At 71.1% G+C, this 21,811-nt stretch carries 22 protein-coding genes; 8 read left to right on the top strand and 14 right to left on the bottom strand.

Features of this window, described 5'->3' with window-relative positions; all coding sequences use genetic code 11:
• Positions 1-10: 10 nt before the first annotated feature.
• Positions 11-1,216, bottom strand: a complete 1,206-nt coding sequence (locus AC3WRT_RS00795; protein WP_492717956.1) for an acetyl-CoA C-acetyltransferase — start codon at positions 1,214-1,216, stop codon at positions 11-13.
• 137 nt (positions 1,217-1,353) lie between these two features.
• Here AC3WRT_RS00795 and mce point away from each other — a divergent pair, with 137 nt between their 5' ends.
• Positions 1,354-1,851 (top strand): methylmalonyl-CoA epimerase, encoded by a 498-nt coding sequence (gene mce, locus AC3WRT_RS00790; protein ID WP_492717952.1) that lies wholly within the window; start codon positions 1,354-1,356, stop codon positions 1,849-1,851.
• On the opposite strand, the gene AC3WRT_RS00785 is transcribed toward mce, so the two are convergent.
• A complete protein-coding gene (locus AC3WRT_RS00785; RefSeq protein ID WP_492717948.1) occupies positions 1,777-3,078 on the bottom strand; it encodes a glycoside hydrolase family 15 in 1,302 nt (433 codons plus the stop codon). The two genes, mce and AC3WRT_RS00785, sit on opposite strands and share 75 nt — an antisense overlap.
• 98 nt (positions 3,079-3,176) lie before the next feature.
• Between AC3WRT_RS00785 and AC3WRT_RS00780 the strand changes: the two genes are divergently transcribed.
• Positions 3,177-3,992: a polysaccharide deacetylase family protein gene (locus AC3WRT_RS00780; protein WP_492717946.1), complete on the top strand. Its 816-nt coding sequence runs from the start codon at positions 3,177-3,179 to the stop codon at positions 3,990-3,992.
• Here AC3WRT_RS00780 and AC3WRT_RS00775 read toward each other — a convergent pair.
• Complete coding sequence (locus AC3WRT_RS00775; protein ID WP_492717944.1) at positions 3,920-4,570, bottom strand: DUF998 domain-containing protein; 651 nt, start codon at positions 4,568-4,570, stop codon at positions 3,920-3,922. The two genes, AC3WRT_RS00780 and AC3WRT_RS00775, sit on opposite strands and share 73 nt — an antisense overlap.
• 178 nt (positions 4,571-4,748) lie before the next feature.
• On the opposite strand from AC3WRT_RS00775, the gene ccrA reads away from it, so the two are divergent.
• Together ccrA and AC3WRT_RS00765 are read left to right on the top strand one after the other, a co-directional pair.
• Complete coding sequence (ccrA, locus tag AC3WRT_RS00770; RefSeq protein ID WP_492717943.1) at positions 4,749-6,089, top strand: crotonyl-CoA carboxylase/reductase; 1,341 nt, start codon at positions 4,749-4,751, stop codon at positions 6,087-6,089.
• A gap of 85 nt (positions 6,090-6,174) precedes the next feature.
• Positions 6,175-7,548, top strand: coding sequence for an AI-2E family transporter (locus AC3WRT_RS00765; protein ID WP_492717941.1), 1,374 nt, complete (start codon positions 6,175-6,177; stop codon positions 7,546-7,548).
• On the opposite strand, the gene AC3WRT_RS00760 is transcribed toward AC3WRT_RS00765, so the two are convergent.
• Entirely contained in the window at positions 7,545-8,510 is a 966-nt protein-coding gene (locus tag AC3WRT_RS00760) for an NAD(P)-dependent oxidoreductase (RefSeq protein ID WP_492717938.1), read from the bottom strand. The two genes, AC3WRT_RS00765 and AC3WRT_RS00760, sit on opposite strands and share 4 nt — an antisense overlap.
• 62 nt (positions 8,511-8,572) lie before the next feature.
• Between AC3WRT_RS00760 and AC3WRT_RS00755 the strand changes: the two genes are divergently transcribed.
• Positions 8,573-9,172, top strand: a complete 600-nt coding sequence (locus AC3WRT_RS00755) for a TetR/AcrR family transcriptional regulator (protein WP_492717936.1) — start codon at positions 8,573-8,575, stop codon at positions 9,170-9,172.
• Positions 9,173-9,177: 5 nt separating this feature from the next.
• Here the strand turns inward: AC3WRT_RS00755 and AC3WRT_RS00750 are convergent, their stop codons facing one another.
• Together AC3WRT_RS00750 and AC3WRT_RS00745 are read right to left on the bottom strand one after the other, a co-directional pair.
• On the bottom strand, positions 9,178-9,486 hold the full coding sequence (locus AC3WRT_RS00750) for an Rv1322 family protein (protein ID WP_492717934.1): 309 nt from the start codon (positions 9,484-9,486) through the stop codon (positions 9,178-9,180).
• A 16-nt stretch (positions 9,487-9,502) separates the two neighbouring features.
• Entirely contained in the window at positions 9,503-11,281 is a 1,779-nt protein-coding gene (locus tag AC3WRT_RS00745) for a 3-hydroxyacyl-CoA dehydrogenase family protein (protein ID WP_492717932.1), read from the bottom strand.
• Positions 11,282-11,365: 84 nt separating this feature from the next.
• Between AC3WRT_RS00745 and nucS the strand changes: the two genes are divergently transcribed.
• Positions 11,366-12,061 carry an endonuclease NucS gene (gene nucS / locus AC3WRT_RS00740; RefSeq protein ID WP_492717930.1) on the top strand — a complete coding sequence of 232 codons (696 nt, stop codon included), beginning with the start codon at positions 11,366-11,368 and terminating at the stop codon, positions 12,059-12,061.
• A gap of 37 nt (positions 12,062-12,098) precedes the next feature.
• Here nucS and AC3WRT_RS00735 read toward each other — a convergent pair whose 3' ends face one another.
• The 4 genes from AC3WRT_RS00735 to murA form a co-directional block, all read right to left on the bottom strand.
• Positions 12,099-12,446, bottom strand: a complete 348-nt coding sequence (locus AC3WRT_RS00735) for a hypothetical protein (RefSeq protein ID WP_492717928.1) — start codon at positions 12,444-12,446, stop codon at positions 12,099-12,101.
• Positions 12,443-14,548, bottom strand: a complete 2,106-nt coding sequence (locus AC3WRT_RS00730) for a protein meaA (protein ID WP_492717926.1) — start codon at positions 14,546-14,548, stop codon at positions 12,443-12,445. The genes AC3WRT_RS00735 and AC3WRT_RS00730 overlap by 4 nt, the downstream gene beginning before the upstream one ends.
• Before the next feature lie 40 nt (positions 14,549-14,588).
• Complete coding sequence (locus tag AC3WRT_RS00725; protein ID WP_492717924.1) at positions 14,589-14,957, bottom strand: STAS domain-containing protein; 369 nt, start codon at positions 14,955-14,957, stop codon at positions 14,589-14,591.
• Between the two features lie 118 nt (positions 14,958-15,075).
• Positions 15,076-16,362, bottom strand: a complete 1,287-nt coding sequence (gene murA, locus AC3WRT_RS00720; protein ID WP_492717922.1) for a UDP-N-acetylglucosamine 1-carboxyvinyltransferase — start codon at positions 16,360-16,362, stop codon at positions 15,076-15,078.
• A 66-nt stretch (positions 16,363-16,428) separates the two neighbouring features.
• On the opposite strand from murA, the gene AC3WRT_RS00715 reads away from it, so the two are divergent.
• On the top strand, positions 16,429-17,073 hold the full coding sequence (locus tag AC3WRT_RS00715) for a cob(I)yrinic acid a,c-diamide adenosyltransferase (RefSeq protein ID WP_492717920.1): 645 nt from the start codon (positions 16,429-16,431) through the stop codon (positions 17,071-17,073).
• A 215-nt stretch (positions 17,074-17,288) separates the two neighbouring features.
• On the opposite strand, the gene AC3WRT_RS00710 is transcribed toward AC3WRT_RS00715, so the two are convergent.
• Positions 17,289-17,726 (bottom strand): DUF2550 domain-containing protein, encoded by a 438-nt coding sequence (locus tag AC3WRT_RS00710; protein ID WP_492717918.1) that lies wholly within the window; start codon positions 17,724-17,726, stop codon positions 17,289-17,291.
• Between the two features lie 9 nt (positions 17,727-17,735).
• The gene (locus tag AC3WRT_RS00705) at positions 17,736-18,011 is read right to left on the bottom strand and encodes a F0F1 ATP synthase subunit epsilon (protein ID WP_030194945.1); all 276 of its coding nucleotides are present in this window, start codon (positions 18,009-18,011) and stop codon (positions 17,736-17,738) included.
• Between the two features lie 116 nt (positions 18,012-18,127).
• Here AC3WRT_RS00705 and AC3WRT_RS00700 point away from each other — a divergent pair, with 116 nt between their 5' ends.
• Positions 18,128-18,565: a DUF6918 family protein gene (locus AC3WRT_RS00700; protein WP_492717915.1), complete on the top strand. Its 438-nt coding sequence runs from the start codon at positions 18,128-18,130 to the stop codon at positions 18,563-18,565.
• A gap of 69 nt (positions 18,566-18,634) precedes the next feature.
• Here AC3WRT_RS00700 and AC3WRT_RS00695 read toward each other — a convergent pair whose 3' ends face one another.
• The gene (locus tag AC3WRT_RS00695) at positions 18,635-20,116 is read right to left on the bottom strand and encodes an NAD(P)/FAD-dependent oxidoreductase (RefSeq protein ID WP_492717913.1); all 1,482 of its coding nucleotides are present in this window, start codon (positions 20,114-20,116) and stop codon (positions 18,635-18,637) included.
• 227 nt (positions 20,117-20,343) lie between these two features.
• Complete coding sequence (atpD, locus tag AC3WRT_RS00690) at positions 20,344-21,804, bottom strand: F0F1 ATP synthase subunit beta (protein WP_492717911.1); 1,461 nt, start codon at positions 21,802-21,804, stop codon at positions 20,344-20,346.
• Positions 21,805-21,811: the final 7 nt, after the last annotated feature.

Below are 21,811 nucleotides of genomic sequence, written 5' to 3'. Positions count from 1 at the left end.
TGCGGCGTGATCAGGCGGACGCGGGGACGCGGACGATGAGGGCGTCGCCCTGGCCGCCACCGCCGCAGAGGGCGGCCGCGCCGACCCCGCCACCGCGGCGCTTCAGCTCGAGCGCGAGGTGCAGGGCGATGCGGGCACCGGACATGCCGATCGGGTGGCCGAGGGCGATGGCGCCACCGTTGACGTTGACCTTGTCGACGTCGATACCGAGCTCCTTGGCCGAGGCGAGGCCGACGGCTGCGAAGGCCTCGTTGATCTCGACGAGGTCGAGGTCGGCGGGCGTGATGCCCTCCCGCTCGCAGGCGCGGGCGATGGCGCGGGCCGGCTGCTGCTGGAGCGTCGAGTCGGGACCGGCGACCACGCCGTGCGCGCCGATCTCGGCGAGCCACGTCAGGCCCAGCTCCTCGGCCTTCGCCCTGCTCATGACGACGACGGCGGCAGCGCCGTCGGAGATCTGCGAGGCCGATCCGGCGGTGATCGTGCCGTCCTTGCTGAACGCCGGGCGCAGGCCGCCGAGCGAGGCCGTCGTCGTGTCGGGGCGGATGCCCTCGTCGTTCTTGAAGACCATCGGCTCGCCCTTGCGCTGCGGGATGCTCACCGCGACGACCTCGTCGTCGAAGATGCCGTCCTTCCAGCCCTTGGCCGCGAGCTGGTGGCTGCGGGCCGAGAACTCGTCCTGCTGCTCCCGCGTGAAGGCCTGCGACCCTGTGTTGGCCTGCTCCGTCAGCAGCCCCATCGCCTGGTCGGTGAAGGCGTCCCACAGGCCGTCGTACGCCATGTGGTCGCGCATGGTCACGTCGCCGTACTTGTAGCCCTCGCGTGACTTCGTCATCAGGTGCGGCGCGTTGGTCATCGACTCCTGGCCGCCGGCGACGACGACGTCGAACTCCCCGGCGCGGATGAGCTGGTCGGCCATCGCGATGGCGTTGATGCCCGAGAGGCAGACCTTGTTGATCGTGAGGGCCGGAACGGTCAGCGGGATGCCGGCGGCGTGCGCGGCCTGGCGCGCGGGGATCTGGCCGGCGCCGGCCTGCAGCACCTGACCCATGATGACGTACTCGACCTGCTCCGGGGCCACGCCCGCCTTCTCGAGAGCGCCCTTGATGGCGATGCCACCGAGGTCCGATCCGGAGAAGTCCTTGAGCGAGCCGAGCAGGCGGCCCATGGGGGTCCGGGCACCGGCGACGATCACGGAGGTGGGACGGTCAGCAGTCATGGGTGAAGCCTCTTCCGACGTCATTGGGGATGTCCCGACAACTCTAGACGGGGCGCCGGTGAGGCCCGCGCCGAGCATGAGCAAGCGCACACCGCATACGTGGGCCGTATGCCGTCACGCCGCCCTACGTTGGGACCATGAGCGCGACTCCCGACCCCCTCTTCACCCACATCGACCACGTCGGCGTCGCCGTGCCCGACCTCGCCGCGGCCATCGCGTTCTACGAGGAGAAGTACGGCATGACGATGCTCCACCAGGAGAGCAACGAGGAGCAGGGCGTCCGCGAGGCGATGATGGGCGTCGGGGACTCCGGCTCGTGCATCCAGCTGCTCGCGCCACTCTCCCCCGAGTCGACGATCGCGAAGTTCCTCGACCGCAGCGGCCCCGGCATCCAGCAGCTGGCCTACCGCGTCACCGACATCGACGCCGTGTGCGCGACCCTGCGCGAGCGCGGCCTGCGCCTGCTCTACGAGTCCCCCAGGCGCGGCACGAGCGACAGCCGGGTCAACTTCATCCACCCCAAGGACGCCGGCGGCATCCTCGTCGAGCTCGTCGAGCCCTCAACCGAGCCGGGCCACCCTGGCCAGTCCGGTCACCCCCGGAACTCCGGGCACACTGGTCACTCCGGGCACTGACGCCTCGACACCGGAGCGCTGGACCGCCAGCTCGCCCTCCGTGAGGACCACGAGGGCCGCGGTCCAGGCGAGCGGCGCCGGTCCCGCCGGCTGCCCGTCGGGAAGGACCTTCTCGGGCACACTCCCCCACGGCGTGCAGTGCCGGTCCAGCCAGGTGAGCCACCGCTCGGCGACGAGGGGATGGCCGGAGGCTGCCGCGGTGTAGGCGACCATCGCCGTCTCGGGGGTCCACGAGACGCCGTCGCTCTTCCACCCGACTCCAGGAGCCAGACCACCGGCATCCCGTTGTGCAAGAACGGGATAGCGCTCCCAGGCTCGCTCCGCGGCCTCGTCGTCGACGGCTGCGAAGGGTGGCATGAGCATGGCGACACCGGCGTCGAGTCCCCCGGAGTGGCCGTGCCGCTCGTAGTCGGGGCCGAACTCGGAGCGGATCAGTGAGCGCAGGCCGCGGGCCGCCTTCCGCGCCTCGTCCACTCGTCGCACGTCCCCCTCGGCGGCGTACGTCGCGGCAGCCGCCTCGAGCCCCGCCGCGAGCGGAGCGGCGGTCCCCAGCGTGACCCGCCGCTCCGACACCTCCCAGTAGTCCGGCGACACCTCAGGCAGGCGCGCGCCCCCCGCTGTCTGGTCGATGACGAACCCGAAGGCCCGGTCGCGCAGCCCGCGGAGTGCCGGTGGGAGGACCCGCCCGGGACTGGCCAGGCGCACTCGACCGAGCGACCAGAGCACCCAGCCGGCGCCGTCGCTCTGGCGGGGACGGTCGTCCGGCGGGCCGGAGCCGTCCAGCCGGTAGCGAGCCTCGAATCCGCCGTCCGCGTGCTGGACGTGGGAGAGGAAGCCCAGCACCCGGACGGCGTCCGTGAGGTGGCCGGTCTCGGCATACGCGACGGCGACGAAGGCGGAGTCCCGGGGCCACGCATAGGCCCATGGCCGGTCGGGGCCGGCCGCGACCGCTCCGTTCGGCCGGGTCAAGCCACGCAGGTCCAGCAGGGCCTGTGCGACGACGTGGGTGCGCGGACCTGCCGAAGGCACCGTTCCATCCGCGAGCCAGATGTCGTCGACCAGCGGATCGATGAGCCGCGCACCCAGCGCGGCGGGGCCGAGGACGGAGCCGGTGCGCCAGTCCGCGCCGTTGCGCAGGACCGGCAGCGGGTCGTCCCGGAGGACGGGCAGGGCGCCAACGGCTGCTGCGACGACGCAGGCGAGGGCAGCCACCACGGCACGTCGCACGGCCACCTCCCTGACGCTCCCCCGACGGGGCGCCAGTGTGGCACGCGTTCGAGCCGCGCGCGGGGTATCCGAGAACGCTGGCCGTAGCATCGGCTGGCATGGAGGTCACACGCCGTCAGGCCCTGACGGCCGCAGCAGGTGCAGCCGTCGGCGCGGCCGGAGCGGTCGGCGCCGCGCGCCTGGAGGAGCACCTCGACGAGAGCACTCCGCTGCCCTTCTACGGCAGCCCCGTGAGCGCCGTTCGCCCGGACCGGTCGGCTCCCGCTGCGACGGAGACCAGCGTCGTGTGGGCCGGGGCGGGGCCTGAGCGCCGCCTCGCGCTGACCTTCGACGACGGCCCGCATCCCGACTGGACGCCACGCGTGCTGGCGGCCCTCGACGCCGAGGACGTGCCCGCCACCTTCTTCTGCCTCGGCCGCAACGTCCGAGACCACGGCGGGCTGCACCGGGACAGCGTCGGACGCCACGAGCTGGCCAACCACACCTTCGACCACCTCGACCTCGGGCGGCTCGACTGGTGGCGCTGCCGGGACGAGATCACCCGAACCACCGAGCTCATGACGCAGACCTACGGCGTCGCCCCGACGCTGTTCCGGCCGCCCTACGGTCATGTCGGTGGCGCGGCGCTGCTGACGGCCGCGGAGTCGAAGCTCACCACGGTGATGTGGTCGGCGCAGGCGCGGGAGGACCTCGTGGCCGGACACGCGGACGGCATCGTCGAGGACATCGCGTCCCAGGTGCGCCCCGGCTCGATCGTGCTCGCCCACGACACGGGGTCGGACGACCGGCTCATCACGATCGACCGGTTGCGGTCGATCATCCGCCGTCTTCGCGACGACGGCTACGGCTTCGCGACCGTCTCGGACCTGCTGGCTACGGGGAGCGCGGCAGCGACGACCGCGAGCCACAGGTAGGCGGGCCACAGCGCGACGCGCTCGAGGCCACCGACCCACGTGGAGCCCGCGAGGCGCAGGCCGAAGCCTGCGGCTGCGGCCAGGGTGAGCGCGCCGACGACGAAGCCGGAGCCGACGAGGGCGCGAGGCACCGCGACCCCGCGTCGTAGCGCTTCTGCGGTCGCGAGGACCGCCAGCGGTTGCAGCACGAAGACCGGCAGCGCCACGACCGCGTGCCACCGGGGCCTCTGGTCGACCGGCACGAGCCCGACCGCGGCAGCCGCCAGGCCCGAGAGGACCCACAGCCAGACGGCGGCCCCGCCCCACCGGCCCCGTCCCAGCTGGGGACGCAACAGCCCAGCCCCTGTCGCACGCAGTAGACCGAACCCGACGAACGCCGCATTCATCGCCACGTGGCGCGGGGAGCACACGTCGAGCCCCGGCGCCGCGTGACCGGGCGAGCACGTCAGCGTCCCGAGCGCGCTGATCGTGTCGTCGCGCAGGCTGTAGGCGGCCGAGGCACCGGCTGCGACGAACAGCTCCACGAGCACGTATGCCGGCTGGACCAGCCAGCACGCGGCCCCCACCGTCCGTCGCACCCGCCAGACGCTACCGCCGGTCCCGAGCGCGCCCGCGACCGAGCGGTGTCCAAGGTTCCGTGACCCAGGTCACCTGTGGTGGCCGTCTCAGAAGGAGCTACCCGCCGGTCACCCCTCGCTACGTTCGATGGCACCCCCGGTTCTCACCACCAATGACGCTGCGACGTAAGGACCTTCCATGCAGGCCATCCGCGACGCCATCCTCTCAGGCGACCGCTCCCAGGAGACCTACGCGACGATCGAGATCCCCGCGACCTACCGCGGAGCGACCGTCCACAAGGACGAGGTCGGGATGTTCGAGGGGATCGCCACACGCGACAAGGACCCTCGCAAGTCGCTGCACATCGACGAGGTGCCGGTGCCCGATCTCGCACCCGGCGAGGCCCTCGTGGCGGTGATGGCCAGCGCGATCAACTACAACACGGTGTGGACCTCGATCTTCGAGCCGGTGGCGACGTTCGGCTTCCTCGAGCGCTACGGCCGCATGTCGGAGTTCTCCAAGCGCCACGACCTGCCCTACCACGTCGTCGGCTCCGACCTCGCCGGCGTCGTCCTGCGCACCGGCCCCGGTGTGACGAAGTGGAAGCCAGGCACCGAGGTCGTGGCGCACTGCCTGTCGGTCGAGCTCGAGGACGCCGAGGGCCACAACGACACCATGCTCGACCCGCAGCAGCGCATCTGGGGCTTCGAGACGAACTTCGGCGGCCTGGCCGAGCTCGCGATCGTCAAGGCCAACCAGCTGATGCCCAAACCTCGCCACCTCACGTGGGAGGAGGCGGCCTCCCCCGGCCTCGTCAACAGCACGGCCTACCGGCAGCTCGTCTCCAAGAACGGCGCCGCCATGAAGCTCGGCGACCGGGTCCTCATCTGGGGCGCTTCAGGTGGCCTCGGCTCCTACGCGACCCAGATGGCCCTCGCCGGAGGCGCCACCCCGATCTGCGTGGTCTCCTCGCCCGAGAAGGCGGAGATCTGCCGGGCCATGGGCGCCGAGCTCATCATCGACCGCAACGCGGAGGGGTACCGCTTCTGGAACGACGAGGGCACCGAGCAGGACCCCCGCGAGTGGAAGCGGATGGGCAAGCGGATCCGCGAGCTGACCGGCGGCTACGACGTCGACATCGTCTTCGAGCACCCCGGACGGGAGACCTTCGGGGCGAGCGTGTATATCGCGCGCAAGGGCGGCACCATCGTCACGTGTGCCTCGACGTCGGGCTACATGCACGAGTACGACAACCGCTACCTGTGGATGAACCTCAAGCGCATCGTCAGCTCGCACTTCGCGAACTACCGCGAGGCGTGGGAGGCCAACGAGCTGGTCAACCGCGGCCTCATCCACCCGACGCTCAGCAAGACCTACCCGCTCGAGGAGGTCGGCCAGGCGGCCCTCGACGTCCACCGGAACGCCCACCAGGGCAAGGTCGGCGTGCTGACGCTCTCGCCCGAGCCGGGCCTCGGCGTGACCGACCCGGAGAAGCGCGCCGGCTTCGAGTCGGCGATCAACCGCTTCTGCAACCAGTAGCCCGGCCACCGGGCCGCCGACCGCGCATCGACGCCACGGCCCGCCTGCCCCGTGGCCGGCGGCGACCTGTCGTAGGCTCGCGACCGTGAGCATCTGGGGTCGGTGGACGCACTACCGCCGCGCCCAGCGTGCCCGGATGGACGAGTTCCGGGCACGCGACCTCGGTTTCGACGAGCGCGAGACCTGGGCCGCCTACGGCGACCTCTCCACGGCCGAGCAGCAGCGGCAGCAGCGGCAGCAGCCCGAGCCTGACCTGCTCACCAGCGCGCTGCCGCTCGGCTCACCTCCGTCGGAGACGGCGCCCAGCGACGCGCCGGCGCTGGAGGACCTGCCGCCCGGTCCACCTCCCCACGCGGACGTACCGGGCGGCGGCAAGCGAGGCAAGGGCGCCCGCCGCGACTTCGGCCCGAGCGGCACCCCCTTCAACCGACAGTCCCCCTTCTACATCGGCTTCGTCGGCGCCATCGGCGTCCTCACGGCGTATGCCGTCGTCCAGGCGGTCGGCCGCCTGGGCACGGTCATCACGCTGCTCGTCATCTCGTTCTTCCTGACCCTGGCGCTGAACCCGCTCGTCGAGGCGCTGACCCGTCGCAACGTGCGGCGCGGCGTGGCCGTGACCACCGTCTTTCTGGGCGTGCTGGCGATCTTCGCCCTCGTCGGGTGGGTCGTCATCCCACCCGTGGCCGAGCAGGGCGCGGAGCTGGCCACCAACGCCCCGCGGATCTTCGACAACCTGCTCGCCAACCCGTGGGTGCAGGACGTCGACCACCGCTACCAGGTCGTCCAGCGCGTCCAGGAGGAGGTCAACAAACGCGTCGCCGACGGCAACCTGTGGGCCGGCGTCTTCGGCGGGGTCCTCGACGCCGGCAAGCTCATCGCGACCGGCGTCTTCAGCGGGCTGACCGTCCTGGTCCTCACCCTCTACTTCCTCGCCTCGCTGCCGGCGGTCAAGCAGGCGGCATACGCCGTCGTCCCCGCCAGCCGGCGGCCGCGCATCGTCTCGCTCGCCGAGGAGGTGATGCGCAGGGTCGGCTCGTACGCCATCGGCCAGGTGGCCGTGGCCGCCATCAACGCGTTCTGCGCGTGGATCATGATGAGCCTCATCGGCCTGCGGTTCGCGGCCGTGCTGGCCGTGGCGGTCGGCTTCCTCGGGCTCATCCCGATGATCGGCGCGACCCTGGGCGCCTCGGTGGTCGCGGTCGTGGCGTTCTTCGACGAGCCGAAGAAGGCGCTCATCGTCATCGTCTACTTCATCGTCTACCAGCAGATCGAGAACTACGCCGTCATGCCGCGGATCATGCAGCGGACGGTGGCGGTGCCCGGCGCCGTCACGGTCGTGGCGGCGCTGGCCGGCGGCGCGCTGCTCGGGATCCTGGGTGCCCTGCTGGCGATCCCGTTCGCCGCCGGGGCGCTGCTGCTCTACGAGGAGGTCCTCGTGCCCCGGCAGCGACGGCACTAGGCCCTGACGCCCCCCGACGGCGTATGCCGTGTGCCCGGGGATCCGCCCGGGCCTGCCCCTCCCGGGCGTGGGTCGTCCCGTCGCTCGAGGGCGGTGACCACGGCGGCCATGTCGAGGCCGACGAGGCCCGCTGCCTCGGTCTCGCAGTAGAGCTCCCGAGCGGCGTCGAGGAGCGGGCTGGCGGCGCCCACGTCCCGGGCTGCCTCTGCGATGAGCCGGGTGTTGGTGTGGACGTCGTGGATCGCGGCCTGCGGCTCGAAGTCGCGGGCGAGGAGCTTGGCGAGCTTCACGGTCGAGACGGCGCTCGCCATCGGGCCGGAGTCGAGGGCTCGCCGGAAGACCTGGAGGTCGAGGCCGAGCCGGCCGGCGAGGTGGTAGGCCTCGGCAAGCCCGGCGACCATCGTGCAGAGGTAGAGGTTCACGGCCAGCTTGGTGCCGGTGCCGGCGGGCACCGCCCCGCACCGGACGACCTCCCGGCACATCGGCCGCAGCAGCGGCTCGACCCGGTCGAGGACCGCGCCCGTTCCGGCGGAGAGGGCGACGAGCTGGCCGTGCTCGGCCGGGAGTCGCGAGCCGGAGACCGGGGCCTCGCAGTAGTGACCACCGGCCGCCTCGACGTCGCGGGCCAGCCCCGTGGAGTAGTCGGGCGACGTCGTGCCGAGGTGGACGACGGTGCGGCCGGACACCATGTCCGCGAACGCGTCGCTCCCCCGCTGCAACACCGAATCGAGCGCCGACTCGTGCGCGAGCATGAGCAGGACCACGTCACTGGCGGTGAAGACCTCCGCGGCGCTCGATGCCACGGTCGCCCCCTCGGCGGCGAGGGCGGCGGCAGCCTCGGACGAACGGTTCCAGACGGTGAGGGGCGTGCCCGCACGAAGCAGGTTGCGCGCCATGGGCCGGCCCATGATGCCGAGACCGATGAACCCCACGGGAACGACCATGACGGCCTCCTTGCTCACGCACCGAAGTATGACGCTCGTCATAATAGACGATCAGTTATGACAGGTGTCATAGTCGGCACATGAACAATCACGTCCCGGCCGCTGGTGCGACCGGCTCGCGCACTCCGCGCGAACGCATCGTCTACGAGACGGTCCAGCACCTGCGCCGGGCCGGAGTCGGCGGCACGGGCCTGCGCCGGGTTGTGACCGATGCCCGCGCCCCGCGGGGGTCGCTCCAGCACTACTTCCCCGGTGGCAAGGACCAGCTCGTCGGCGAAGCGCTCGACTGGGCCGGCAGCTGGGCCGCAGGTCGGGTCGAGGCACACATGGCCAGGATGCGCCGTCCGACACCGGGGCGGCTCTTCGGCGCGATCGTCGACGAGTGGGTCGCGGACCTCGAGGCCCGGGACTTCTCGCGGGGCTGCCCGGTCGCCGCGTCCGTCGTCGACTGTGCCGACACCAACGACGTGGTCAGGCAGGCAGCGTGGTCGGCGATCGAGACGTGGCGCCGGCCGATCACCGACGCGCTCGTGGGCATGGGGCGCCCGCACCGGGCCGAGGCGCTCTCGACCCTCATGCTCTGCGCGCTCGAGGGCGCCATCGTCATGGCTCGGGCGCAGCGGGACACGGCTCCCCTGCGCCTGGTGGCCAGGGAGCTGGCCCCCGTCCTCGACGCCTGACCGCCTCAGCGGTAGGCGTTGCCCGGCGGGCGCGCGTCACGACGCTGCCAGCACCCGGTGTGCCAGTGCCGGCGGTCCCCGAGCCCGCCGACGCCCTCGGCCGGCCACACGACGACGTGCGGGACACCGGGCGGGATGTCCTGCTGGCACCCTGGGCACAGGTAGTCACGGGTGGCGGACGCCCCACTGACGGAACGTACGGTCCAGCGCGTGCCGGCATACGACTCCTCGCGCGTGGAGCCACCCTGGAGCCGCGTCATGTCGAGGGGCACGTGCTCCCGCGCGTGCTTGCTGGGACGACGGCGCGACGGCATGCCTCCAGCGTAGGTGTCAGGCGTAGGTGCGGAAGCCGCGGCCCGTCTTGCGGCCGAGGTAGCCGGCGGTGACGAGGTGCTCCAGCAGCGGTGCCGGGGCGTAGCCGCGCTCGCGGAACTCGAGGTAGAGCTCGCGCTCGATCGCGAGCGAGACGTCGAGGCCCACGACGTCGAGCAGCTCGAACGGGCCCATCGGCAGGCCGCAGCCGGTCTTCATCGCGGTGTCGATGTCGTCGGCGGTCGAGTAGTTCGCCTCGAGCATCTTGACGGCGTCGTTGAGGTAGGGGAAGAGCAGCGCGTTGACGATGAAGCCGGCGCGGTCGCCGCACGTCACGGGGTGCTTGCCGACCGTCTCGCACAGGGTCTGGACGGTCGCGACGACGTCGTCGGCCGTCGACACGGTGCGCACGACCTCGACGAGCTTCATGACCTGGGCGGGGTTGAAGAAGTGGATCCCGACGACGTCCTGTGGGCGCTTGGTGGCGGCCGCGCACTCGACCACCGGCAGCGAGCTCGTCGTCGTGGCGAGGACCGCACCGGGGCGGCAGATCTCGTCGAGGTTCTCGAAGAGGGCCCGCTTGACGGTGAGGTCCTCGACGACGGCCTCGACGACGATGTCGACGTGCGCGAGGTCCTCGAGGCGGACGCTGCCTCGCACCCGGGCGAGCGCCGCGTCCCGCTCCTGCTCGGTGGCCTTGCCGCGCTGCACCGCCTTCTCGAGGCTCCCGGCGAGGGCTGCGCCCACCGCCGCGACCTTGACCTCGCTGCGGGCCACGAACGTCACGTCGAGACCGGCCTTGGCGAAGACCTCGATCATCCCGGTCGCCATCGTGCCGGAGCCGACGACACCGACGGTCCGGATCGGACGCGTCGCCACGTGGGCACCGTCCTGCGGCCGCGGGGTCAGGGCGTCCTCGACGACCTGCGAGCTCCCTGGCTCGGCATACGTGTAGAAGCCGCGGCCGCTCTTGCGGCCCTTGAGGCCCGCGCTGACCATCTGCTTGATGATCGGGCTCGGCGCGTGCAGGCGGTCGCGGCCCTGCTTGTACATGGTGTCGAGGATCTCGTAGGCGGTGTCGAGCCCGATGAGGTCCATCAGCGCGAGCGGACCCATGGGGTAGCCACAGCCGAGCTTCATCGCGGCGTCGATGTCCTCACGCGTGGCGTACTTCGTCTCGTACATGGAGACGGCGTGGTTGAGGTAGCCGAAGAGCAGGGCGTTGGCGATGAAGCCTGCCTTGTCGCCCACGATGACCGGCTTCTTGCCGAGCCGCTCGGCGAGCGCCTTGACGTCCTCGAAGATCTCGTCGCTCGTGATCACCGTCTTGATCACCTCGACGAACTGGAGCACGGGCGCCGGGTTGAAGAAGTGCATGCCGACGACGCGCTTGGGGTTGATCGTCGCCACCGCGATCTCCGTGACCGGGAGGGAGCTCGTGTTGGTCGCGAGGATCGCGTCGTCGGCGACGATGGCGTCGAGCTTGCCGAAGATCTCCTTCTTCAGGTCCAGGTGCTCGGGCACGGCCTCGACGACGAGCTGGCACTCCTTGAGGTCGGCCATGTCGCTCGTGAACTGCACCCTGGCGTGGAGCGCAGCCTGGTCTTCGGCGCTCAGCTTGCCGCGGGAGACGGCCCGGTCGGTCGAGTGCTGCAGGACGCCCTTGCCCTTCTCGACCGCCTCGTCGGTGACCTCCACCGCGACGACGTCGATGCCGTTGCGGGCGAAGACCTCCACGATGCCGGCACCCATGGTGCCGAGTCCGATGACGCCGACCTTGGTGAACTCACGAGCCATGGGTGGAGTCTCGCAGAGCGGCTGCGCCGCCCACACCCGCCCGGGGCGTGACGCTGCCCACGCGGCCTCCCTTAGGGTGGTCCGGTGCGTCTCGTCATAGCCCGGTGCAGCGTCGACTACGACGGTCGGCTCACCGCCCACCTCCCGCTCGCGACCCGGCTGCTCGTCGTCAAGGCCGACGGCTCGGTGCTCGTGCACAGCGACGGCGGGTCGTACAAGCCGCTCAACTGGATGTCGCCGCCGTGCACCATGGCCGAGGTCGACCCCGACGAGGCGCAGGCCGCCGAAGGCGTCGTCGCCGTGTGGCGGGTCCAGCACGCCAAGAGCGAGGACCGCCTCACCGTCCTGATCCGCGAGGTCCTCCACGACTCGGCGCACGAGCTCGGGGTCGACCCGGGCCTGGTGAAGGACGGCGTCGAGGCGCACCTGCAGCGCCTGCTCGCCGAGCACATCCACACCCTCGGCCACGGCTGGTCCCTCGTGCGGCGCGAGTACATGACGGCGATCGGCCCCGTCGACATCCTCGCCAAGGACTCGGCCGGCACGAGCGTCGCCGTCGAGATCAAGCGCCGCGGCGAGATCGACGGCGTCGAGCAGCTGACCCGCTACCTCGAGCTGATGAACCGCGACCCGCACCTCTCGCCCGTGACCGGCGTCTTCGCCGCGCAGCAGATCAAGCCGCAGGCGCGCACCTTGGCGGAGGACCGCGGCATCCGCTGCGTGGTGCTCGACTACGACGCACTCAAGGGCATCGACGACGCGGAGTCACGACTCTTCTGACCCACCGCGGGCGTATGCCGTATGGCCGGCCCCCCGGTCAGAGCAGCCCTTCGATCGGCTGCCTGGTCACCCCGTCGGCGTCGACGAGGACCAGCACGGCCTGGCTGGCTTCGCCGCCGCGCACGACGACGATGGTCTCGCCGCGGTGCCGGTCGACGAGCTCCTCGAGGCCCGGTGACCCGTCGTGCAGGGCGCCGTGCCCGAGGTGCGAGGGCACGCCCAGGTCGTCGGCCAGCGACTCGACCGGGCCGGTGTCCGGGACGTCGACGGCGGCATACACCGCCTGGACCTTCTCGAGGTGGATCGCGGAGGCCAGCCACGCCACGTCCGACAGCCCCGGCGGGTTGACGACGATGAGACGCGCGGCGCACTGCAGGTCGCTCATGGCTGCGACGCTACGCCGGCTCGGACGGCCGCGGACTCGAGCGGGGACAGTCCACGTGCGGAACGGATCACCCCGACCATCTCGCCCATGATGTCGTTGAGGCCGAAGTCCTTGGGGGTGAAGACCATCGCGACGCCGGCGGCCCGCAGCGCGGCCGCGTCCGACTCGGGGATGATGCCGCCGACGATGACCGGGACGTCGCCCGCGCCCGCCTGGCGCAGACCACGCAGCACGTCGGGGACGAGCTCCATGTGGGAGCCGCTCAGGATCGAGAGCCCGACGAGGTGGACGTCCTCGGCCACCGCCGCAGCGACGATCTGCGCGGGTGTCAGGCGGATGCCCTGGTAGACAACCTCGAAGCCGGCGTCGCGCGCGCGCACCGCCACCTGCTCGGCACCGTTGCTGTGGCCGTCGAGACCGGGCTTGCCGACGAGGATGCGCAGCTTCTCACCGAGCTCCTCACCGGTGCAGGCGACGAGCTCGCGGACGTGCGACAGCGCGTCACCCGGCTGGCTCGAACTGACCCCCACGGACCCGGAAACCCCTGTGGGAGCACGGTACTCGCCGAACTGCTCACGCAGGGCCGCCGCCCACTCCCCCGTCGTCACCCCAGCCCGGGCGCACTCGAGCGACGCCCGCATGAGGTTGGCGTCCGAGCCCGCGTCGGCGCGCAGTCGCCCCATCGCCGCGGCGGCCCGGGCACGGCGCTCGGGATCGGCGTCACGCGACTCGCGCCACACGCGAACGGCCTCGGCGGCATGGCGCTCCACATCGACGTCCACGGTCTGGATCGCGGTCTCGAGGTCGGCGGTGAGCGGGTTGGGCTCGGTCGTCTCGAAGCGGTTGAGCCCGACGATGACGGCCTCACCGGCCTCGATGCGGCGGCGCCGTTCGGCGTGCGAGGCGACGAGCGCGGACTTCATGTAGCCGGACTCGACGGCCGCCACCGCCCCGCCCAGCTCCTCCACGCGAGCCATCTCGGCCTTGGCGCCGGCGACCAGCTCGGCGACCTTGGCCTCGACGACGACCGACCCCGTGAAGAGGTCGTCGTACTCCAACAGGTCCGACTCGTACGCCAGCACCTGCTGCATCCGCAGGCTCCACTGCTGGTCCCACGGACGCGGGAGCCCGAGCGCCTCGTTCCACGCCGGCAGCTGGATGGCCCGGGCCCGCGCGTCCTTGGAGAGGGTCACGGCCAGCATCTCCAGGACGATGCGCTGCACGTTGTTCTCGGGCTGCGCCTCGGTGAGGCCGAGGCTGTTGACCTGGACGCCGTAGCGGAACCGCCGCGCCTTTGCATCGGTCACGCCGTAGCGCTCGCGGGTCAGCTCGTCCCACAGCTCGACGAAGGCGCGCATCTTGCACATCTCCTCGACGAACCGGACACCGGCGTTGACGAAGAAGGAGATCCGGGCGACGACGCTCGCGAACTCCTCCGGCGGGACCTGTCCGGATTCGCGCACGGCGTCGAGCACTGCGACCGCGGTCGACATGGCGTACGCGACCTCCTGCACGGGCGTGGCCCCGGCCTCCTGCAGGTGGTAGCTGCAGATGTTGACGGGGTTCCACCTCGGGATCTCTCGAACCGTGTAGGCCACCATGTCGGTGATGAGCCGCAGCGAGGGTGCCGGCGGGAAGATGTACGTCCCGCGTGAGAGGTACTCCTTGATGATGTCGTTCTGGGTCGTGCCCGAGAGCGAGTGCACCCAGTCGGCCGGGTCCTGACCCGCCGCCTCCGCCTGCCGCTCGGCGGCCACCTGGTAGAGCGCGAGCAGCCACATGGCTGGGGCGTTGATCGTCATCGAGGTGTTCATCTCGCGCAGCGGGATCTCGTCGAAGAGCGCCGCCATGTCGCCGATGTGGCTGATCGGCACGCCGACCTTGCCCACCTCCCCGCGCGACAGGACGTGGTCGGGGTCGTAGCCGGTCTGCGTCGGCAGGTCGAAGGCCACCGACAGGCCGGTCTGGCCCTTGTCGAGGTTGCGGCGGTAGAGCGCGTTGCTCGCAGCGGCACTCGAGTGGCCGGCATAGGTACGCATCACCCACGGACGGTCGGGCGTCACCCGGGCGGTCGGGGGCGCGGTGCTCTCCGTCGAAGACATGGCTCGACGCTAGCGGCGGCGTCGGGCGGTGAGGAGGCGCTCAGGCGGTGAGAGGCGCCACAGTGAGCTCGGCCGGCGCCTGGTGCCGGGGAGCCAGAATGCGCTCGAGACGGCACCCGCGCAGCAGGCGCGTCGTGCGGTCGCTCGCGTCGACGAGCACGAGGCGGCGCTGCGCCCGGGTCGCGCGACGGTGCAGGTGGACGATGACCCCGAGACCCGTGGCGTCGCCGATCTCGGCGGCCCCGAGGTGCAGTCGCAGCTCGCCGGGACCTCGGATGATGACGGCGTGGATCGCGTCGCGGATGTCCGGGACCGTGTGGACGTCGAGCCGCCCCTCGATGATCACGTCGTGGCCGTCCGGTGCCTCGAGCACTCGGACCGGTCCCCCCGGGTGGTTGTGCAGCGTCATGTTGACCCCTCTCAACGCTGTGCCGTCACCATGATGACGCCCCAGTCAGCGGAAACGTTGTCCCTTGGAGTCAAGAAGTGGTCAAGAAAATACGAACATCGGGTGTCGACTTTCGTGGCTACGCGAAGGGGGGCTCGTCCTCCGGTTCGCGCGTCACGTCGGCCCCGAGCGTCCGGAGCGCCTGCTCGAACCGCGGGTAGCCGCGGTCGATGTGGTGGACGCCGCTGACCAGCGTCTCGCCGTCGGCCACCAGGCCCGCGAGAACGAGGGCGGCGCCGGACCTGATGTCGCTGCTCTCCACCGGGGCACCGGAGAGGATCGGGACGCCGTGCGTCATGACGTGGTGTCCATCGACCTGGGCGTCGGCGCCGAGACGGGCGAGCTCCTGCACGGTGCGGAAGCGCGCCTCGAAGAGGTTCTCGGTCACCATGGCGGACCCGTCGGCGACGGCGTTGTAGGCCAGGGCGAAGGGCTGCAGGTCGGTCGGGAAGCCCGGGTAGGGCAGGGTCGCGACGTCGAAGGCGCGTGGGCGGCACCCGAGCGCCGTGATGCGGAAGCCGCGGCCCGTGACCGCGACCTCGCAGCCGGCGTCCTCCAGCGCCATGAGCGGCGCGCGGAGGTGCTCTGCGACCCCTCCGACGACCTCGATGTCCCCTCGCGTCGTCGCCGCGGCGAAGGCCCAGGTGCCGGCCGCGATCCGGTCGGACACCACGGGGTGCTCGGTCGGCGACAGCCCCTCGACACCGTGCACGGTGATGCGTGACGTGCCGGCGCCCTCGATGCGGGCACCCATCGACCCGAGCATCTCGGCGATGTCGACGATCTCCGGCTCCTTGGCGACGTTGTCGATCGTCGTCGTGCCGCGGGCGAGCACCGCGGCCGTGAGGATGTTCTCGGTGGCCCCGACGCTCGGGAAGTCGAGGCGGATGTCGGCACCGTGCAGCCCGTGCGGGGCGGTGGCCACGAGGTAGCCGTGGGTCACGTGCACCTCGGCGCCGAGGGCCTCGAGGCCCGCGGCGTGCAGGTCGAGCCCGCGCGACCCGATCGCGTCTCCGCCGGGGACCGCGACGTCGGCCTCCCCGACCCTGGCGACGAGCGGCCCGAGGACCGAGATGGAGGCACGCAGCGCCCGGACGAGCTCGTAGTCGGCACGGTGGCCGATGCGCTGCGGCACGTCCAGCACGACCACGCCGGCGGCTGCGTCGTAGTCGACGCCCACCCCCAGGCGGCGCAGCAGCTCGGCCATGATCGTGACGTCGGCGATGGCCGGGACATTGGTCAGTCGGGTGCGGCCGACCGCGAGCAGGGCCACGGCCATCAGCTTGAGGGCGCTGTTCTTGGCGCCCACGACCGACACCTCGCCCACGAGGTGTGCGCCACCGACGACACGGAATCGCTCTCTCACCCACCGAACCCTATCGGGGCGCCGGCCACGCGCCGGACCGCCCAGGCCGGGTGAGAGAGTGACCCCATGGTCAACCTGACGCGGATCTACACGCGCACCGGCGACGACGGCACGACGAGCCTCGGCGACTTCTCGCGGGTCAGCAAGAACGATGCCCGGCTGCACGCCTACGCCGACTCGAACGAGGCCAACGCGGCCATCGGGATCGCCGTTGCCTGCGGCGAGCTGCCCGACGAGGTGAAAGCCACACTGCAGCGCGTGCAGAACGAGCTCTTCGACGTCGGGGCCGACCTCTCGACACCGCTGCGCCACAGCTACGCCTACCCGCCGCTGCGCGTCGAGCAGCCTTGGGTCGACGACCTCGAGAGGGACTGCGACCACTACCTCGAGCAGGTCGAGAAGCTGCGGTCGTTCATCCTTCCCGGCGGCACCCCCGGATCGGCGCACCTGCACCTCGCGACGACGATCGTGCGTCGGGCCGAACGGTCCGCGTGGGCGGCCGTTGACCAGCACGGCACCGAGGCGGCCCCCTCGGACACCGATGGCCGGGGCGTCGGCGGGGTCAACGTGCTGACGGCGAAGTACCTCAACCGGCTCTCGGACCTGCTCTTCATCCTGGCCCGGGTCGCCAACAAGCCGATCGGCGGGGACGTGCTCTGGCAACCGGGCGGCGGCCGCGTCGAGAAGCCCGAGCGGCGCCCGAAGCGGTAACCACGACCACTGGGTCCGCGAACGGCTCGAGACGGCATACGTTCAGGCGAAGGCGTCCGGCGTGCGTGCGGCGGTGGTGGCCACACCACGGGATCCGTGGCTGGCCGGACGGTCGGCGGCTGATCGCGCCTGAGATCGCGCGGACGCGTCGCCAGGGAGCAGCAGCCAGGCGATCTCGAGCACACGAGACGGGTCGGCCCAGCCGAGCGCCGTTGTCAGGCGACGTTGACGTTGTAGCCGGGTGGTGAGGCTTCCTGCCACGACCTCAGGGCGGTGTAGGCAGGACCCTGCAGGGCGAGCTGGAAACGGCGGTCGCCGTCGCTGCACGGCACCCGGCTCGCATCGGGCAGCAGGGGGATGGACTCGCTCCCGTGGAGCATCTCAGGTGCGTCGAGCAGCAGGCGCTGACGCAGCCAGCGGTGCTTCGGACGCACCGAGACGCCCCCGAGGGCGTACCACTCGAGGGCGTTGTCGCCGAACCTGATCAGGCCCAGGCGCCAGCGGTCGCCCTCCGAGCGGCGCAGGCCGCAGAGAGTCAGCGGCAGGCCCTTGGCGATGTAACGACGGCGGAGGAAGGTCGTCAGCAGGACGGCCACCGCGACCACCAGGAGCGTGCCGATCACCATCTCGGTCGAGGCGAGAACGGACGGCACGCGGTGACCTCAGTTCGTCTGGAGCGACGAGGCGTCGACGTGCTCGGCGACGATGGTCACGACGTCGGAGTCGACGGAGAGGAAGCCGCCGTCCACCATCACGGTGCGACGCTCACCCTCGAGCGACTCGATGGCGACCTCACCTTCGACGAGAACACCGAGCAGCGGGGTGTGGCCGGGCAGGATGCCCAGCTCGCCTGAGATGGACCGGGCGCGTACGAACTTGGCCTCGCCCTCCCAGACCTTCCGGTCGGCGGCAACCATCTCAACCTTGAGCGAACTCACGTTTCCTCCGGATCGTGGGGTGGTGGTCCCGAGTTTAGTGCCTCTGCAAGGATGCTCCGTACGCGAGGCGGCGTCGGTCGCCCGTGCCGTCGCAACCTTCCACAGGAGTCCCATCCATGAGCACCGCCGTGTCCGACGCCCTCCTCGAACCGGCCCGCCGACCGGTGGCCGTCCAGACCCTCACCGACGTCATCGACGCCGAGGTGGCCGGCAAGTCAGGTCTCGGCGGCGCCACCGTCAAGGCCGGCTATGCCGCTGCCAAGCGGCTCGGTGGAAGCTTCGTCACGAGCGCCACCGACCGCCTGCTCCCCCAGTTCGCGACGGCCCTCGACCCGTTCTGGGCCGCCAAGGGCGACGAGCCGTTCGGGGCCTACCTGGCGTCACAGCCGGAGGCGGCCGCCGACGCGCTCCTCACCGTGACGGACGCGAAGGCCGCCAAGACCTCGCACGGCGCGGCCGCCAAGGTCTACGGCTCGCTGCGGGGACGGGCGAAGGAGCAGGTCATTGCGGCCCTGCCGCGCCTCGGTGCCGCGGTGGAGCGCCTCGTGCCCTGACCCGGCCACCGAGCACGTACGCGTCGGGCGGCTCCCCAGCGGGCCGGCCCGACGTCGTTGCGTGCTGGCTCAGTCCGCGGGGGGCGAGTCCGGGGGCGGGGCACCCTGGGCCCTGTTGGCCCCCGAGATCGACGGGCCGGCCGTGACACGGGCGCCGTGGTCGCCGTCGGCGCCCGCCTCCAGCTCGTGGGGCCGGTCACGGGTCAGGCGCGGCAGCTCGGGACTGAACTCGGTCCCGAGGTCGGAGATCGCCTGCCGTGCGAAGACCTGCTGCTCCGTGACCACCCGCTCGGACCGACCGCGACCGATGAAGGTCACGACCCAGTGCAGGAGCGTCGTGATGCGGTGCTTGAAGCCGATGATGTAGACGAGGTGGACGGCGAGCCACAGCACCCAGGCGAAGAAGCCGCTGAACTGCGCCTTGCCGACCGACGCGACGGCGGAGAACCGCGAGATGGTCGCCATCGACCCCTTGTCGAAGTACTCGAACGGCCCCTTCGGCTCCTGGCCCTTGAGCCGGCGCATGATCTGGTCAGCGGCGTAGCGACCACCCTGGATGGCGACCTGGGCGACACCCGGCAGGCGCTTGAGGGACGCCATGTCGCCGACCACGAAGACCTCCGGGTGGCCCGGGAGCGTGAGGTCGTCCTGAACCTCGATGCGGCCGGCCCGGTCGAGCGTTGCTCCGGTCTGCTCGGCCAGCTGCCGGCCGAGCGGCGAGGCGCTGACGCCGGCGGCCCACACCTTGCAGACCGACTCGATGCGCTCGCGACCGCGGTCGGTCTCGACCTCGATGCCGGTGGAGTCGACGTCGACGACCTTCGCGCCGAGGCGCACCTCCACCCCCATCTCGGTGAGTCGCTTGACCGCGCGGCCGCCCAGCTTCTCGCCGAAGGCGCCGAGCACCGCCGGGGCGGCGTCGAGCAGGATGACCCGCGCCTTCGTGGGGTCGATGCGCCGGAAGTCGCGCCGCAGGGTGCGCTTGGCGAGCTCGGAGATCTGTCCCGCCATCTCCACGCCGGTCGGTCCGGCCCCGACGACGACGAAGGTCATCAGGCGCTCGATCTCGGCGGGCGTCGAGGCCAGCTCGGCCAGCTCGAACGATCCGAAGATGCGACCGCGCAGCTCGAGCGCGTCGTCGATCGACTTCATCCCCGGGGCGTGCCGCGCGAACTGGTCGTTGCCGAACCACGACTGTCCCGCGCCGGCTGCCACGATGAGCGAGTCGTAGGGGGTGACCGTCTCACGGCCGACCGCCGTGTGCGTCACGGTGCGGGCGGTCAGGTCGATGTCGGTCACTTCGCCGAGCAGCACCTTCGCGTTCTCCTGTCGTCGGAGCACCTCGCGGGTCGAGGGCGCGATCTCCCCCTCGGAGAGGATGCCGGTGGCGACCTGGTAGAGCAGGGGCTGGAAGAGGTGGTGGGTCGTCCGGCCGATGACGGTCACGTCGACGTCGGCGTGCTGCAGCCGCTGCGTGCTGAACAGTCCGCCGAACCCCGATCCGATGACCACGACCCGGTGGCGGGGGGCCTGCTGGCTGGACGTGCTCACGATCATCCTTCTCCTCGTTCGCGGTGGTGGCTCCGTCGGCGCTGACGTAGGTACGTCTGGTCCAACACCGGGAGTCTTACCCGCATGCCCGCACCCGACGCCGGGAAGCAGCGGTGGACCGGGACGATACGACCGCCAGGTGGCCCACCGACGACGAACGGGGAGGCGCCCAGAGGGCACCTCCCCGTCGTCGGGTGAGACCGGTCATCCCGGCGCTCGGGTATGGATCAGAGGTTCTTCTGGATCTCCGCCCACTGGCGCTCGACGTCGTCGAGGCCACCACACATGAAGAAGGCCTGCTCGGCGACGTGGTCGTACTCGCCGTCGGCGATCTTCGTGAACGCCTCGATGGTGTCGACCAGCGGCACGGTCGAGCCCTCGATGCCGGTGAACTGCTTGGCGACGTAGGTGTTCTGCGACAGGAACCGCTGGATGCGACGGGCACGGTTCACGAGGATCTTGTCCTCCTCGGACAGCTCGTCGATACCGAGGATCGCGATGATGTCCTGCAGCTCCTTGTTGCGCTGGAGGATCGAGCGGATCCGGACCGCGGTGCTGTAGTGCTCCTGCGTGACGTAGCGCGGGTCGAGGATGCGCGAGGTCGAGGACAGCGGGTCGACGGCGGGGTAGATACCCATCGACGCGATGTCACGGGAGAGCTCGGTCGTCGCGTCGAGGTGCGCGAACGTCGTGGCCGGGGCCGGGTCGGTGTAGTCGTCGGCCGGCACGTAGATCGCCTGCATCGAGGTGATCGAGTGTCCACGCGTGGACGTGATGCGCTCCTGGAGCGTGCCCATCTCGTCGGCGAGGGTGGGCTGGTAGCCCACGGCGGACGGCATACGGCCGAGGAGGGTGGAGACCTCCGAGCCGGCCTGCGTGAAGCGGAAGATGTTGTCGATGAAGAGCAGGACGTCCTGCTTCTGGACGTCGCGGAAGTACTCCGCCATCGTCAGCGCCGACAGGGCGACGCGAAGACGCGTGCCCGGCGGCTCGTCCATCTGGCCGAACACGAGGGCGGTCTGCCCGAGGACGCCCGCCTCCTCCATCTCGACCATGAGGTCGTTGCCCTCACGGGTGCGCTCACCGACACCGGCGAACACCGAAACGCCACCGTGGTCACGGGCGACGCGGGCGATCATCTCCTGGATGAGCACGGTCTTGCCCACACCGGCACCACCGAACAGGCCGATCTTGCCGCCCTGGACGTACGGGGTCATCAGGTCGATGACCTTGATGCCCGTCTCGAACATCGTGGTCTTGGACTCGAGCTGGTCGAAGGCCGGGGCCTTGCGGTGGATGCCCCACCGCTCCTTGACCTCGAGGGTCTCGCCCTCCTTGAGGTTCATGCAGACACCGGTGGTGTTGAAGACCTTGCCGAGGGTCACGTCACCGACGGGCACGGTGATCGGGCCACCGGTGTCCTGCACGGCCGAGCCGCGCACCAGGCCGTCGGTCGGCTGGAGCGAGATGGCGCGGACCATGTTGTCGCCGATGTGCTGGGCGACCTCGAGGTTGATGTTCTTCGTCTCGCCCGCGAGGGTCACCTCGGTCGTGAGCAGGTTGTACTGCTCGGGCATGGCCTCGACGGGGAACTCCACGTCGACGACCGGGCCGATGATCCGGGCGATGCGGCCGACGCCGCCCGCGGCCTCAGCAGCCACTGCATTGTCACTGACGGTTGCAGTCATGGGTGTT

The sequence above is a fragment of the Terrabacter sp. FW104-15G4B genome (assembly GCF_058790095.1).
This window is presented reverse-complemented; position numbering and strand designations above follow the sequence as displayed.

Coding starts and splice junctions, on each gene's coding strand:
- AC3WRT_RS00795 (WP_492717956.1), bottom strand. CDS start 1,216: ATGACTGCTGACCGTCCCACCTCCGTGATCGTCGCCGGTGCCCGGACC.
- mce (WP_492717952.1), top strand. CDS start 1,354: ATGAGCGCGACTCCCGACCCCCTCTTCACCCACATCGACCACGTCGGC.
- AC3WRT_RS00780 (WP_492717946.1), top strand. CDS start 3,177: ATGGAGGTCACACGCCGTCAGGCCCTGACGGCCGCAGCAGGTGCAGCC.
- ccrA (WP_492717943.1), top strand. CDS start 4,749: ATGCAGGCCATCCGCGACGCCATCCTCTCAGGCGACCGCTCCCAGGAG.
- AC3WRT_RS00755 (WP_492717936.1), top strand. CDS start 8,573: ATGAACAATCACGTCCCGGCCGCTGGTGCGACCGGCTCGCGCACTCCG.
- AC3WRT_RS00750 (WP_492717934.1), bottom strand. CDS start 9,486: ATGCCGTCGCGCCGTCGTCCCAGCAAGCACGCGCGGGAGCACGTGCCC.
- AC3WRT_RS00745 (WP_492717932.1), bottom strand. CDS start 11,281: ATGGCTCGTGAGTTCACCAAGGTCGGCGTCATCGGACTCGGCACCATG.
- AC3WRT_RS00735 (WP_492717928.1), bottom strand. CDS start 12,446: ATGAGCGACCTGCAGTGCGCCGCGCGTCTCATCGTCGTCAACCCGCCG.
- AC3WRT_RS00730 (WP_492717926.1), bottom strand. CDS start 14,548: ATGTCTTCGACGGAGAGCACCGCGCCCCCGACCGCCCGGGTGACGCCC.
- AC3WRT_RS00725 (WP_492717924.1), bottom strand. CDS start 14,957: ATGACGCTGCACAACCACCCGGGGGGACCGGTCCGAGTGCTCGAGGCA.
- AC3WRT_RS00715 (WP_492717920.1), top strand. CDS start 16,429: ATGGTCAACCTGACGCGGATCTACACGCGCACCGGCGACGACGGCACG.
- AC3WRT_RS00700 (WP_492717915.1), top strand. CDS start 18,128: ATGAGCACCGCCGTGTCCGACGCCCTCCTCGAACCGGCCCGCCGACCG.
- atpD (WP_492717911.1), bottom strand. CDS start 21,804: ATGACTGCAACCGTCAGTGACAATGCAGTGGCTGCTGAGGCCGCGGGC.